This window comes from Caulobacter sp. FV1ye13L, assembly GCF_058681155.1.
Genome location: NZ_CM178732.1, coordinates 725,390 through 738,588, shown reverse-complemented (window position 1 = coordinate 738,588; position 13,199 = coordinate 725,390). Strand labels below are relative to the sequence as shown.

General features: G+C 68.4%; 12 protein-coding genes and 3 pseudogenes. 7 read left to right on the top strand and 8 right to left on the bottom strand.

The features are described from left to right. Positions 1-385: 385 nt before the first annotated feature. The 6 genes from ACW176_RS03300 to ACW176_RS03275 form a co-directional block, all read right to left on the bottom strand. Positions 386-1,387: a tetratricopeptide repeat protein gene (locus ACW176_RS03300; RefSeq protein WP_492110878.1), complete on the bottom strand. Its 1,002-nt coding sequence runs from the start codon at positions 1,385-1,387 to the stop codon at positions 386-388. A 139-nt stretch (positions 1,388-1,526) separates the two neighbouring features. Continuing rightward, complete coding sequence (locus ACW176_RS03295) at positions 1,527-1,943, bottom strand: DUF4870 family protein (RefSeq protein WP_492110877.1); 417 nt, start codon at positions 1,941-1,943, stop codon at positions 1,527-1,529. Between the two features lie 3 nt (positions 1,944-1,946). Next, positions 1,947-2,312, bottom strand: coding sequence for a DUF4870 family protein (locus ACW176_RS03290; RefSeq protein ID WP_492110876.1), 366 nt, complete (start codon positions 2,310-2,312; stop codon positions 1,947-1,949). Positions 2,313-2,408: 96 nt separating this feature from the next. Further along, a complete protein-coding gene (locus ACW176_RS03285) occupies positions 2,409-2,960 on the bottom strand; it encodes a hypothetical protein (protein ID WP_492110875.1) in 552 nt (183 codons plus the stop codon). After that, positions 2,960-3,367 carry a dihydroneopterin aldolase gene (folB, locus tag ACW176_RS03280; RefSeq protein WP_492110874.1) on the bottom strand — a complete coding sequence of 136 codons (408 nt, stop codon included), beginning with the start codon at positions 3,365-3,367 and terminating at the stop codon, positions 2,960-2,962. Before folB ends, ACW176_RS03285 begins: the two co-directional genes overlap by 1 nt. Positions 3,368-3,380: 13 nt before the next feature. Continuing rightward, entirely contained in the window at positions 3,381-4,148 is a 768-nt protein-coding gene (locus tag ACW176_RS03275) for an SDR family oxidoreductase (protein WP_492110873.1), read from the bottom strand. A gap of 176 nt (positions 4,149-4,324) precedes the next feature. Between ACW176_RS03275 and ACW176_RS03270 the strand changes: the two genes are divergently transcribed. From ACW176_RS03270 to ACW176_RS03250, 5 genes and pseudogenes are all read left to right on the top strand, one after another. Then, positions 4,325-4,795: an NUDIX domain-containing protein gene (locus ACW176_RS03270; RefSeq protein WP_492056361.1), complete on the top strand. Its 471-nt coding sequence runs from the start codon at positions 4,325-4,327 to the stop codon at positions 4,793-4,795. A 105-nt stretch (positions 4,796-4,900) separates the two neighbouring features. Next, entirely contained in the window at positions 4,901-6,340 is a 1,440-nt protein-coding gene (locus ACW176_RS03265) for an aldehyde dehydrogenase family protein (protein ID WP_419318916.1), read from the top strand. Between the two features lie 154 nt (positions 6,341-6,494). Next, positions 6,495-6,646 (top strand): annotated as a pseudogene (locus tag ACW176_RS03260) (hypothetical protein); the annotation flags it as partial. 41 nt (positions 6,647-6,687) lie between these two features. Beyond that, positions 6,688-7,131 (top strand): GNAT family N-acetyltransferase, encoded by a 444-nt coding sequence (locus ACW176_RS03255; protein ID WP_492110872.1) that lies wholly within the window; start codon positions 6,688-6,690, stop codon positions 7,129-7,131. Positions 7,132-7,198: 67 nt separating this feature from the next. Beyond that, positions 7,199-7,338: pseudogene (locus tag ACW176_RS03250) on the top strand (hypothetical protein); the annotation flags it as partial. 38 nt (positions 7,339-7,376) lie between these two features. Here the strand turns inward: ACW176_RS03250 and ACW176_RS03245 are convergent. After that, the gene (locus ACW176_RS03245; RefSeq protein WP_492110871.1) at positions 7,377-8,309 is read right to left on the bottom strand and encodes a CPBP family intramembrane glutamic endopeptidase; all 933 of its coding nucleotides are present in this window, start codon (positions 8,307-8,309) and stop codon (positions 7,377-7,379) included. A 265-nt stretch (positions 8,310-8,574) separates the two neighbouring features. Between ACW176_RS03245 and ACW176_RS03240 the strand changes: the two genes are divergently transcribed. Together ACW176_RS03240 and ACW176_RS03235 are read left to right on the top strand one after the other, a co-directional pair. Then, positions 8,575-10,443 carry an AMP-binding protein gene (locus tag ACW176_RS03240; RefSeq protein ID WP_492110870.1) on the top strand — a complete coding sequence of 623 codons (1,869 nt, stop codon included), beginning with the start codon at positions 8,575-8,577 and terminating at the stop codon, positions 10,441-10,443. 25 nt (positions 10,444-10,468) lie between these two features. Next, positions 10,469-10,564 (top strand): annotated as a pseudogene (locus ACW176_RS03235) (hypothetical protein); the annotation flags it as partial. A gap of 75 nt (positions 10,565-10,639) precedes the next feature. Here the strand turns inward: ACW176_RS03235 and ACW176_RS03230 are convergent. Continuing rightward, on the bottom strand, positions 10,640-13,057 hold the full coding sequence (locus tag ACW176_RS03230) for a M20/M25/M40 family metallo-hydrolase (protein WP_492110869.1): 2,418 nt from the start codon (positions 13,055-13,057) through the stop codon (positions 10,640-10,642). Positions 13,058-13,199: the final 142 nt, after the last annotated feature.

Here is a 13,199-nt window from a genome sequence, read left to right as displayed (position 1 = left end):
TCGAACTTACGCAGAGAGGTCTGCCGGTCTGGTGCGCCTATCTCAAGTTACAAGGGTGAAAGGTTTATATATCTCTGTAATCATTACATGGAGTTCATGTTTCGAACATTTAGATCAGAGATTTAACGGATATTGTATTTGAGAGATGATCGATCTGTTCGTGGCCTGCAATGTCTATATCTGTTCAGGGTTCGCCGACGCCCATCGAGATCGGCATTCTAAGTTTCACTGACCGACGCTTGCCTCCAGCTCCCGCGCCGGGGCTTGGGCGTCGTGTTCAGCGCCACGGCGGCTCACAGGCGTTCTCCCGGCAGCAGCCAGGGCGTCTCGCCAGTTATCGCGCGTTTCCCGGAGCTACGGGTTTCTCAGGCGGGAAAACGCGAGGTCAGGTCGAGACCTTGGCCTCAAGCTCGGCCAGCCGCTGGCGGGTCAAGGCCAGGTCCGAGCCGAACCGCGCCGGGTCGGCGGCCGCCAGGCGCGCAGCGACGTCATAGCTTTCGCGATAGAGATCCAGCGCCCGCATGCGGTGGCCGCGATCTTCACGCAGGTCGGCCAGACGCTCCAGCGATACGGACAGGGCGCGCTGGGCCCCCGGGTCCCCGGCTTCGCGGCCGCCGCTGGACCGGCGCAGGGCCAGGGATTCCTCGAAGGCCGACAGGGCGTCGTCGAGGCGGCCCTCGGCCTCGGCCACGTCGCCGACACCCGCCAGGGTTCCAGCCAGCAGTTCCATGGCGTTGAGGTCGCCGGGCGCGGCGCGCAGGGCGTCGCGGGCGTGAGAGACGGCGGTGTCATAGGCCTCGGCGGCGTCGTCCATCTGACCCTGGCTGCGCGCGAAATCGCCCAGGTCGCGATAGACGGTGGCCAGTTCGCGGTCGCCGCTGGCGGCGCCCTTCATGGCGATCAGCAGTCGGGCCGCCTCGGACCAGGATTCGGCCCGGGTCAGGGCGATCATGCGCTCGCGCAGGTGGGCGAAGGTGTCGCCTGCGGGTGCGGCGGGCTTGGCCGGCGCAGGGGCCTGCCGAGTCACTGGGGCCGGAGGGCGCGCCGCAGCCGGCGCCGGCGCCGGCGAGACGTTGAGTACGGGCGTGGCGATGGGCGCGAAGTCCTGGGCCGGCGCGATGACCGGCGCGGCTTCCAGGCCGCCTTCGAGGTCCAGGGCGACAGGACCCGTCTTTCGCCGCTTGGGCTTGGGGCGAGGCGTCAGGGCGGCGACGACGAATACTCCCCCGAGTATCGCCGCCGCCGCACCGGCTAATGGTCGATGCGGCTCAAACGGTCCGAGATCGAGATGCGCGGCCCAGCTTCCCAGCTGCCCCCAGCCCGCGACCACGTATCCCGACGTCGCCAGGATCGTCCCCAAGATGATCCCTACGATGCGAGCCAGCATGCCGCCCCCTCCAAGACGTCCATTCGCCAGGAGCCACAGGTCAGCCGAGCCGGGCCCTGCCGTCGAGCCGTCTCAACTGGCAGGGGAAGTGCGTGCCGAAAGACGACGCTCCGCAGGGCGCCGGCCGCGAAAGGCGCCTCTAAATCAGCCATGTCCGGGGTCTGGGATAGGATTCGCCGCGCGCCAGATAGTAGATCCCGACGCCGCAGCGGACCGCGAACCACACGCCGACCAGGCCCATGATCATGGCGCCGGCGGCCACCACCGGGATGCCGACCAGCAGGATCGACAGCGGCAGGCCCAGTATGAACAGCACAAGACCGATCAGGAACCAGCCGATGGTCAGCCAGAAGCTGCGGATGGCGAAGGTGTAGTGGCTTGCGTTGATCGGTCCCGCCGTCGAACGGTTGGCATAGGCCACGATCAGGCCGACGATGGTGGTGGCCGCGCAGCTGGCGAAGCCCAGCAGATACAGACCATAGACGACGGCCGGCAGGACCTTGTCCTCTTCGGCGCGGACCGTGGGCGGCAGGCCGGGCGTTGAAACGTCGGTCATGGCTCAGAGCATCCAGTTCTTGGGGGTGGGATAGGCCTGACCCTTGAGCAGGAACGACAGGCCAATGATGCTGCGCACGGCGATCCACACGCCCAGGGCGGCCAGCAGGAAGATGCCGATCCCGATCACGGTCAGCGCCCCGCCGACGATGCCGAACAGCAGCGACAGCCAGAAGGTGCGGATGGCGAAGGTGTAGTGGCTCTGCAGCCAGTCGGGCGCGCCCTTGCGGCTGACATAGGCCAGGATCACGGCGATCACCGAGGTGACGCCCCCGGTGATCAGTCCCGCCAGGGTCAGGGCGTAGACGATGATCGGCAGGGTCTTTTCATCCTGCAGGGGCGGTGGGACGGCGGGGTCGAGATCGGTCACGGTGAAGCTGAACCTTGGAAAACGATGGTGTCCCAAGGATCGTCCTTATCGGCGATCGATGCAAATGAAGGTCCCGTAACCCTGGGCGTCGGGGCTCTAGGGCAGCAGGTCCCGCGGCGGGTCGCGCGGATCAAAGCCGTCGCCGCGCGACAGCCAGGGCAGGGCGGCCAGCAGCAGGATCAGCACGAAGCTCATCCGCGCGGCCATGTCGATCCCGACCCCGGCCATGCCGGCGCCGAGCGACGAGACCAGCAGGGCGACGACGCCCATGGCCAGCAAGCCGGCGACCCAGGTCAGGGCCGGGCGGGCTTCGATGCGGGCCAGGTCGAAGCGGGCGGCGGGGGCGGCGTCGGCGGCCTGGCGCGACAGGGCGCGCACGAAGGTCGAGAAGCTTTCCAGCCGGTCCTCGACATGGCCGGGCCCGGCATAGCTCTGGGCGATGACGACCATCCGGGCGCGGCCAAAGCTCAGCTGCAGCACGCGGCGGTGGCCGCCCCGGGGCGCGGCGGCCAGGCGAAAGCGGGTCAGGGCGCTGAGGGGAAAGCCGCGTACCCGAACGCCGCGCGTCTCGACCAGCGTCCCGTCCTTCAGCGTCCAGACCGTTTCCGGCTGGAGCGGCGCGAGGCGGGCGCTGTGGGTCGGATCCATTATGCGCGGACGGCGGTGATTTCCACGCCGGCGGCGGCGGCGTGCGGGGCCAGGGCCAGGGGCTTTTCGACCCGCACGCGGGCGCGGGTCACGCGGCTGTCGGCGAAACAGGCCTGGGCCAGGCGCTCGGCGAAGGTCTCGACCAGATCGATATGGCCCTCGTCGGCGATGGCGCGGGCGGCCTGGCCGATGGTCTCGTAGTTGACGGTGTCGCCCAGGCGCTCGCAGTGGCTGGCGGCCACGTCCAGCTCGACATCGATGACCAGCGGCTGGCGGCGGCCGTGCTCGTGGTCATAGACCCCGATCCAGGCTTCCACCTTGAGCGCGCGCACGAAGACCTTGGTCACGATCACGCGGGCGACCGGAGCCGAATCGGCGGTGTTTTCGGCGAGGGGAGAGGCGGCCAAGCGGCGCCCTTTCTTAGGGTGCGACGATGTCGGGCGTGCGCCAGGCCAGATGCTGCCCGGCGTCCACGGCGATCATCTGGCCCGTGACCGCCCGTGCGTCAATCAGATAGCGCAGGGCGGCGGTCAGGTCGTCGGGGGTGGCGCGGCGCTGCAACAGGGTGCCGGCCGCTTCGGCCTCGAACTCGCCGGGGGCCTGATGGACGTTGGGCAGGGTCGGGCCGGGGCCGATGGCGTTGACGCGGATGCGCGGGGCCAGCGCTTGCGCAAGCGTCTGGGTCGCCCACCACAGGCCGGCCTTGCTGAGGCTGTAGCTGAAGAACTGCGGATTGGGCCGCCAGACCCGCTGGTCGACGATATTGACGATCAGGCCTTCGGCGTCGCCGGGCAGGGCCGCAGCGAAGGCTTCCGCCAGCACGATCGGGGTCCGCAGATTGGTCTCCAGATGGCTGTCCCACAGGGCGCGGTCCAGCGAGCCGACGCGGTCGTCCTGGAAGCTGGAGGCGCTGTTGACCAGCAGGGTCAGGGGCCCCAGCGGGGCGGCGCGGGCGATCAGGCCCGCGACCTGGGTCTCGTCCGACAGCTCGGCCGACAGGGCGATGGCCCGGCGGCCCAAGGCCTGGACGGCGGCCACCGTTTCGGCGGCTTCGCTGGAGTCGCCGCGATGATGCACGGCCACGTCATAGCCGGCGCGCGCGGCTTCCAGCGCCAGGGCCTGGCCGATCCGACGCCCCGCGCCGGTGACCAGGGCCGCGCCCCGTCCCCCCGCGCGGTCCGGGCTCATGGCTGGCTTAGTCGAGACGGCCGAACTCGAAGTAGTTGAGGGCCAGGAAGACGCCGATGAAGGCGCCGATAACGAGGATCGCGATCATGACGCGGCTCCATTGAAGACCAAGGGTCCTGCGGCTTTAGCGAGGCGGGGGCCTGACCGCAAGACCAAGGACAGCTATCGTCCCCGCCATGCTATGGCGCCGACGCATCGAACCCTTCACCCGCCCCCTGGTCTATGCCTGGTTTCGCTGGAACCGGGGGCTGACGCTGGGGGTGCGCGGGCTGGTCACCGATGGCGAAGGCCGGGTGCTGTTGATCCAGCACACCTATATTCCCGGCTGGTACCTGCCCGGCGGCGGGGTCGAGCGGGGCGAGACGGCGCAGCTGGCGCTCTGCCGCGAATTGCAGGAAGAGGCCGGCATCCGTGTGCTGGGCCGGCCGCTGCTGCTGTCGGCCCATTCCAACGAGCCGCGCCACCCCGGCGACCACGTGCTGGTCTATCGGATCACGGCCTGGGAGCCCTGCCAATCCTCGGCCCAGGGCGAGATCCACGCCGTCGGCTGGTTCGCCCCCGACGCCCTGCCAGACGATATCAGCCCCGGCACGCGACGGCGGATCGCCGAGGCTCTGGACGGCGTCGACAGCGATGTGATGTGGTGAGGGCTTCCCACATGAACGCCGATCATTAAAATGGTTGTTTGAACAAGGCCCGCCGCTTCCTAAATCAGAGCGGACCTCAATTCCCCCAAAGGGCAGGAGCACAGCATGCGCGACTACACCAAGTTCTATATCGACGGGGCCTGGGTCGATCCGGTCGCGCCCAAGACGCTGGACGTGATCAATCCGGCCAATGAAGAGGTCTGCGGCCGCATCTCGATGGGCGGCGTCGCCGATGTCGACAAGGCGGTCATGGCCGCCCGCAAGGCGTTCGAGACCTTCAGCCTGACCAGCCGCGAAGAGCGCATCGACCTGCTGGAACGCATCGTCGCCGAATACCAGAAGCGCTTCGAAGACATGGCCAAGGCCATCACCGAGGAAATGGGCGCCCCCGCCTGGCTGGCGCAACGCGCCCAGGCCGCCATGGGCATCGGTCACGTCCAGACCGCCATCGCGGTGCTGAAGAATTACAAGTTCGAGGAAGACCGCGGCACCACCCGCATCGTGAAAGAGCCGATCGGCGTCTGCGCCTTCATCACGCCGTGGAACTGGCCGGTCAACCAGATCGCCTGCAAGGTCGCCCCGGCCCTGGCCACCGGCTGCACCATGGTGCTCAAGCCCTCGGAAATCGCCCCGTTCAGTGGCTATATCTGGACCGAGATCCTGCACGCCGCCGGCGTGCCGCATGGCGTGTTCAACCTGGTCAATGGCGACGGCCCCGTGGTCGGCGCCGCCCTGTCCAGCCATCCTGAAGTCGACATGGTGTCGTTCACCGGCTCGACCCGGGCCGGCATCGAGGTGGCCAAGAACGCCGCTCCGACCGTCAAGCGCGTGCATCAGGAACTGGGCGGCAAGAGCCCCAACATCATCCTCGAAGACGCCGACTTCCAGCGCGCCGTCACCGGCGGCGTCGCCTCGGTGATGATGAACTCGGGCCAGTCGTGCAACGCCCCCACCCGCATGCTGGTGCCGGGCAAGAAGATGGACGAGGTCATCGCCATCGCCCGCGCCGCCGCCGAAGCCCACACCGTGGGCGACCCCAACGGCAATTCCAAGATGGGCCCTGTCGTCTCCGACGTGCAGTGGAACAAGATCCAGGGCCTGATCCAGAAGGGCATCGACGAAGGCGCCACCCTGGTCAGCGGCGGCGTCGGCCGTCCCGAGGGCCTGGACAAGGGCTACTACGTCAAGCCCACCGTCTTCGCCAATGTCACCAACGAGATGACCATCGCCAAGGAAGAGATCTTCGGCCCGGTCGTCGCCATCCTCGGCTACGACACGGTCGACGAGGCCGTGAAGGTCGGCAACGACACCGAATATGGCCTGGCGGCCTATATTTCGGGCGGCGACGAGGGTGAGGTCCGCAAGGTCGCCTCGCGCCTGCGGGCCGGCCAGGTGATCCTCAACGGCGCCGGCTCCGACCTGATGGCCCCGTTCGGCGGCTACAAGATGAGCGGCAACGGCCGCGAGTGGGGCGACCACGCGTTCGGCGAGTTCCTCGAGACCAAGGCGATCCTCGGCTACGCGCCGAAGGTGGCGGCGGAGTAGGGCTCTACTGCTGAGGTTTGAGTTTGAGGGGGCGGGGTCGAAAGGCTCCGCCCTTTTTCTTGCGGTCCAGACCGGCGATCGTCTCGCCGTGAGATGAAGGGTTGGCTCCCCTCTCGGCGCGAAGGGGCGGCGGGGCGCGACTTTCCAATAACAACCGTCATTCCCGCCCTTGTGGCGGGAACCCCTCGCTCCGCCGCAGGTGCGGGAGGGGCGAAGTGCGCGCGCACTTCGCTGGCGCTTCAGGTGTCAGCTGAAACAGGGGTTCCCGCCACAAGGGCGGGAATGACGGGAGGTTTTGGGGTCGAGGACGAATTGCCGGGCCTCCGCCGCCGGACTAGCCTCGCCGCATGATCACCCTGCGCCGTCTCCGCCCTGATGAAGGTCCCGCCGCCGCAGACCTGCATCGTCGTGGGGGCGCGCTGATCCCAGGCTATGACACCGCGCTCCATACGGCCGAGGAATACGCGGTCTTCTACCGTGACAAGGTGATGGTCGACGGACCGGTCTGGGGCGCGTTCGACGGCGAGGTCCTGCGAGGCCATGTCGCTCTGCTGCCCGGCTGGATCGACCATCTGTATGTCGATCCCGACTTCCACGGCCTTGGGATCGGCAGCGCCCTGGTGCGGCTCGCCCAGGAGCAGCAGGCTGAGCTGCGGCTCTATACCTTTCAGGCCAACACGCGGGCGCGGGCGCTCTATGAGCGGCATGGCTTCGGGGTCGAGGAGCTTACCGATGGGGCCCGCAACGAGGAGAAGATGCCGGACGTGACGTATGTCTGGCGGCGGGCGTGACGGCGGCGACGATGATCGTCTGGTCGTGAGGTGAAGGGGCGGCGGCAAATCGCCATCCCTATGATTCCCGTCATTCCCGCCCTTGTGGCGGGAACCCCTCTGTCCGCCGCAGGTGCAGGAGGGGCGAAGTGCGTGCGCACTTCGCTGGCGCTGTACGTGTCAGCTGAACCAGGGGTTCCCGCCACAAGGGCGGGAATGACGGGAGGTTTTAGGGGGGGTGGAAGGGAGGGAAAGGGCAGTGAGCCCTAACCCAGCCCCGGCGCCGAATAGCGCTGGCCCTGACGCATCGCGCCGGTGGCCAGGAAATAGACCACGCCGGCCAGCAGCACGATGCTGGTCGCCACGCTGGCTTCCGGGCCGAAGGCCCCGCCGGTCAGCCACCAGGGGGCGCCGTGGGCCGGGGCGAGGTCGACGACCAGGCTCTGGACGGCGATCTTGCCGCCGCTGACGTCCAGGCCAAAGCCGACGCCCAGCAGGGTGTTCCACATCGAGTGCCAGGCGCAGACGCCCCACAGCGAGCCTTCCTTGATCGCATAGAGGCTGATCATCACGGCAAACAGCACCAGATTGACCAGGGCCAGGACCAGTTCCGGCGACGGCTCGATATTGCCGGCGTGCAGCAGGGCGAAGATCAGTGAATTGATGATGATGGCGATGACCAGGCCGTGGCGCGAGGCCACCAGCTGCATCAGCCAGCCGCGCAGCATCAGCTCCTCGGTCGCGCCCTGCACCATGAAGCCGCCGAAGATGCAGAGGATCGGCAGGAACAGGGCCAGGGAGGGGCCGGTCCAGACGCCGAAACCTTCGATCTTGTAGCCGCCCAGGGCCCAGGCCAGACCGATCGAGGCGAACAGGAAGCCGGCGCCGACCAGCAGGCCGCGACCATAGCGCAGCAGGGCGTCGCCATTCAGGCCCAGGGTGGCGGGAGAGCGGCGCTCGAACAGCCAGGCCCAGGCCAGGATCAGCAGGGCGGTGAAGCCAAAGCCCAGAAGCTGGATGGTCAGGGGCTGCCACTGGGTGGCTAGGTCGGCCTGGTGAAAGCCCATCGGCTTCAAGATGCCGAAGATGGTCAGCAGTTGGCCGGCGATGAAGAACAGCACGATCAGCGGGATCGCTGCCGCCGTCCAGGTGCGGCGATGGCGCGTCGTGCGCGGCGCATAGAGTTCGACGTGTTTCATGATCTAATACAGGCGGTGTTTTCGCCTTACCAATCTGTAATGATGGGTGGATGCTGCGTGTATTAGCGTCGAAATTATGGTCCTGTGTATTTAAATATTTGTCACCTGATGTCGTCTGTCCTTGTTTTCGACCGGTGAGGGGCCCCCGTGGCCGGTCAGGGGTGACGTCGGCCCCGCGTCGCCCATGAGCCATCTTGCCGTTCGCCGGCATTGCGCTAACGTCTCGCCCCAAAGAGAACAATGATAACCTACAGGGAGCGAGACCATGACGCCTTCGGATGGCGCGTCGCCTTTGCGCGATGTCAGCACGGTGGCTTTCAAGCCTCTGCCGATGAAGGGGCCCGAGGTCAGTGTCGACTATCGGCCTGACGGCTCACTGGTCATCACCTCCAACCACGCGCCCGGCGAGGGGCCGCGCTCCATCGCTCACCTGTTGGCGCAGAAGGCCGGCGAGCACTCTGACCGGCCCTATCTGAAGCAGCGCGAGCCCGGTCACGGGCCCTGGCGGATGACGACCTATGGCGAGGCCTTCCGCGCCGTCGAGGGGATTGCCCAGTGGCTGCTGGACCAGGGCCTGACCAGCGACGACAGCGTGATGATCCTGTCGGGCAATTCGATCGAGCACGCCCTGATGACCCTGGGCGCCTATACGGCCGGGGTTCCGGCCGCGCCGATCAGCCCGGCCTACAGCCTGATCTCGAGCGACCACGCCAAGCTGAAGCACTGTTTCGACAAGGTGGCCCCGCGGGTGATCTTCGCCCAGAGCGGGGCGCTGTTCGCCAAGGCGCTGGAGACGCTGAAGGCCATCGACCCGACCGTGCTGGTGGTCACCGCAGACGGAACCGGTGAGGGCGCAGTGAGCTTCGCCGACATCGCCGCCACGGTCCCGACCCTCGCGGTGGAGGTCTCGCGCGAGACCCTGGGCTCGGCGACGGTGGCCAAGTACCTGTTCACCTCCGGCTCGACGGGCATGCCCAAGGCCGTGCCCCAGACCCACGGCATGATGGCCGGGGTGATCGCCGGCCAGGACGGGCTGAAGCTGGAGGAGCCGGAGACCGGCGAGGTTCCGCAAAGCCTGGAATGGATGCCGTGGAGCCATATCTCGGCCGGCAATATCGGTTTCAACGCCGTCCTGTGGGCCGGCGGAACCCTGCATATCGACGAGGGCAAGCCTTTGCCCGGCATGTTCGAGACCACGATCAAGAACCTGTATGAGGTCTCGCCGATCGTGTTCGGCTCGGCCCCGATCGCCTTTTCCATGCTGGCCGAGGCGATGGAGAACGACCCGGTGCTGCGCGCCTCGTTCTTCAAGAACCTGCGCTATATGGGCTATGGCGGCGCGACCCTGTCCAACGACGTCTATACCCGCATCCAGGCCCTGGCCGTCGCCGAGACCGGCCAGCGCATTCCGCTGACTACCATGTACGGCGCGACCGAGACGCAAGGCATCACCGTCACCCACTGGATCACCGAGCGGGTCGGTCTGGTGGGCCTGCCCCTGCCGGGCATCCAGCTGAAACTGGCCCCCAGCGGCTCCAAGTTCGAGGTGCGGGTCAAGGGGCCGACCGTGGCGGCGGGCTACCACAAGGATCCCGAGAGAACCTCGGCGGCCTTTGACGAAGAGGGCTTCTATCGGCTGGGGGATGCGGCGCGGTTCGTCGATCCGGAAGATCCGGCCAAGGGACTGGTGTTCGACGGCCGGGTGACCGAGGACTTCAAGCTCGACAGCGGCACCTGGGTCAGCGTCGGGGTGCTGCGCCCCGACCTGGTGGCCGCCTGCAGCCCCTATATCGCCGACGCGGTGATCTGCGGTCAGGACAAGGGCTTCATCGGCGCACTGTTCTGGCCTTCGCCCTCGGGGCTGATGGCCCTGGTCGCCGATCCGGGACCGGGCACGCCGATGGAGAAACTGACCGCCTTCCTGCGCGAGCGGCTGGCGACGTTCAACGCCGGGGCTGGTGGCTCGTCGCGCCGCATCGCCCGCTTCACCGTGATGACCGAACCGCCCTCGATCGACGCCGGCGAGATCACCGACAAGGGCTATGTGAACCAGCGCGCGACGCTGGAGCGCCGCGCGGCCCTGGTCGAGGCGCTGTTCGTCAATCCGCCGCCGGAAGGCGTGGTGGCGGTATAACGCCGCCCTCATCCGTTGATGAGACATCAGAAGCTCTCAAAAACCTTGTCATCCCGGCCGTAGCGCAGCGGAGAGCCGGGACCCAGGGGTGACCGCAGTGCGCCGGCCCCTGGGTCCCGGATAGCCTCTGCGAGGCTTCCGGGATGACAAGGTTTTTGAGGGCTTCAAGGCGTGCCTGGATCTCTGGCTCTTCCGCCTACCAGGCCAGCCGGGCATGGGCCAGGACGGCGGTCTTGTCCGACATGCCGGTGGCCATCAGCTCGGGCGGCTTGGTGGCGGGCGGCGCGGCGTCCATCGGCCAGCCGTCGCGCATCTCCATCACGGCGGCCTCGACCCGGCCCGTCGCCTCGGACGTGAAGCTGAGCGTGACGCCGTTGGGATCGGGGGCGTGATAGGTCACGGTCGACCAGGCGTCGGGCTGGCTGTCCAGGATGATCGGCCGGCCGTTCAGGCGCGGATCGTGCAGGGCGGTCGAGGCGCGGATCTTCAGGCTCAGCACCTCGGCGCCGGGGCCGGGGATGACCCGCACGATCAGGCGGTCGCCCGAGCGTTCGGCGGTCAGGATCGGCGGGACCACCTCGACGGCGCGGGTCTGGGCCATCCAGATCGGATCGGCGTGGAACGGCGGCAGGGCCTGCATCTTCAGGTCCACCCCGCCGTCGGCGATCAGGGTCGCGCGGGTCCAGTCGTCCAGCTGCGGCATCGATGAGACCCGCCAGGCCTTGCCCGTCGAGGGATCGGCCAGGTGATGGGCCTCGGTCAGGTTGGGCCGGTCGGCCGAGGCGGCGGGGACAGCGGCGGTGATCACGAGGCCCAGGCCCGTCACGACCAGCACGACCACGCCGGGCCAGCCCCAGCGCGACTGCGCGAAGTCGAAGGTGATCGGCACCAGGGCGGGGGTGGCCAGCAGCACGAAGACAGCCAGGACGGCGGGCTCCATCAGGCCGATCCCGGCGAAGGTCCAGGCGCCCCAGGCGGTCAGCTGGGCGATGGTCAGGGTGGCCAGCACGCTCATGGCCAGGGTCATGGCCAGGGCCACGCGGCGATCGCGGGTGCCGCCCAGGCCCATGGCCAGGGTCGCGCCCAGGGCGGCCAGCAGCAGCGGCCAGACCAGCATCACCGTCGCGCCGGGGGCCAGGATCTGGGCGGTCAGGGACAGCAGCAGCAGGATGACCAGCCCGCCGATCCAGACGCCCAGCACCCCGACCCGCGGGCCCAGCGCCGCCCAGCACAGCACGCCGACCGCAGCGCCCAGGCCCAGACCGACGGGATCAAACCCGCCGACCAGGCTGCAGGCCCCGCCCAGGGCGATGGCGGCCAGGCTGGGCCAGATCCGCCGCGCGCCCCGAGCCTGGGCCGTGATCACCAGCAGCCCCGCGCCGACGCCCAGGGCGCCAGCCCCCAAGAGCAGCAGGTCAAAGCGGCCCAGCAGGTCATACAGCCTCTGTCCGTCGCCGACGTTCAGCAGTCGACCCAGCAGGTGCAGCACCAGGGCGCTGGCCAGCAGCAGCAGCACGGCGCCGGCCACGCCGCGAACGATCTCCAGCGGCGAGGTCACCCCGCCGCTCAGGGCGCGCCAGGTCACAAAGCCGATCATGGCGGCGGCCAGGGCCAGAAGCGCCCAGCCGATGGCGGTCGAATAGCTGATCAGCACCAGACCCAGCACGTCGGAATAGATCACGTTGGGCGTCTTGGCTGGGAGTGTCTGGCCGCTGGCCAGAGCCCGGGCGATGGGCAGCACCTGGTCGCCAATATGCTGCAGGCTGCCCTGGTCCAGCCGCTCGGGCGTCGACAGCGGCGTGTGATAGGCCAGCTGGTTGTCGATCAGGGCGAAGTTCAGCCCCGGCAGCCCGGCCTCCACCGCGTGGGTGAAATCGGTGTCGTTGGGCATGCGCTCATAGACGGTAGAGGCCAGGGAATTGGCCGAGGGGCGGGCGGCCTCGCGGGCCATCACGGCCATCAGGGCGCCGTTCTCGGGTCCGGTCTGGAACATGGCCGCGCGACCGGCGTCGCCCCGGGCCTCCATGTTCAGCACCACCCCGACCCGCTTGGCGGTGGGGTCGCGGGCGAAGAAGGCGTCGGCGCCCAGCAGACCCGCCTCTTCGCCGTCGGTGAACAGGAAGATCACGTCGCGGGCCGGCGGCGGGCCGGCCTTCAGGGCGCGGGCGATCTCCAGGGCCGCCGCCGCCCCGAGGGCGTCGTCGGCGGCGCCGGGGGAATTGTGCACCGAATCGTAGTGGCTCATCACCAGCACGGCGGGCAGGTCGCGGTCCTGTCCGGGCAGGACGCCGACCACGTTCTGCACGGCCGCGACGCCCAGGGACCGGCCGTCCTTCGAATAGGGGCGAAAGCCCTCGCCCGGCCGGACCGAAACCTCCAGGCCCAGTTCGCCAATCCGGGTCAGCAGGTGGTCGCGGACCCGCACGATGTCGACCGAGCCGGTCGGGTGGGGGCGCTGGGCCATGGCCCGCACATCGTGCATGGCGCGCGTGGCCGAGAAGGCGGCGGCCGGGGCCGAGGCGCCGACGGGCTGGGGCGTTCGCTGGGCCAAGGCGCCCACGGCGACGCCAATGGCCAGGCAGATCCAGAAGCCCAGTATCCTGATCGTCTTCACGGCCTGCCTCGCGATCGAATCCTCTGCACAGGGTGCGTCGGCTTGGCGGCGATCGGAAGGCCAAAAGAAAAAGGGCGACCCGGTTGCCCGGATCGCCCTTTCCTCATCCGAAAGCCAAAGGCCCTGCTCGCTTTGGTGAGCG

What these genes read in the sequence shown, in the direction of transcription:
- ACW176_RS03300 (WP_492110878.1), bottom strand. Translation starts at nt 1,387, where the DNA reads ATGCTGGCTCGCATCGTAGGGATCATCTTGGGGACGATCCTGGCGACG.
- ACW176_RS03295 (WP_492110877.1), bottom strand. Translation starts at nt 1,943, where the DNA reads ATGACCGACGTTTCAACGCCCGGCCTGCCGCCCACGGTCCGCGCCGAA.
- ACW176_RS03285 (WP_492110875.1), bottom strand. Translation starts at nt 2,960, where the DNA reads ATGGATCCGACCCACAGCGCCCGCCTCGCGCCGCTCCAGCCGGAAACG.
- ACW176_RS03275 (WP_492110873.1), bottom strand. Translation starts at nt 4,148, where the DNA reads ATGAGCCCGGACCGCGCGGGGGGACGGGGCGCGGCCCTGGTCACCGGC.
- ACW176_RS03270 (WP_492056361.1), top strand. Translation starts at nt 4,325, where the DNA reads ATGCTATGGCGCCGACGCATCGAACCCTTCACCCGCCCCCTGGTCTAT.
- ACW176_RS03265 (WP_419318916.1), top strand. Translation starts at nt 4,901, where the DNA reads ATGCGCGACTACACCAAGTTCTATATCGACGGGGCCTGGGTCGATCCG.
- ACW176_RS03255 (WP_492110872.1), top strand. Translation starts at nt 6,688, where the DNA reads ATGATCACCCTGCGCCGTCTCCGCCCTGATGAAGGTCCCGCCGCCGCA.
- ACW176_RS03245 (WP_492110871.1), bottom strand. Translation starts at nt 8,309, where the DNA reads ATGAAACACGTCGAACTCTATGCGCCGCGCACGACGCGCCATCGCCGC.
- ACW176_RS03240 (WP_492110870.1), top strand. Translation starts at nt 8,575, where the DNA reads ATGACGCCTTCGGATGGCGCGTCGCCTTTGCGCGATGTCAGCACGGTG.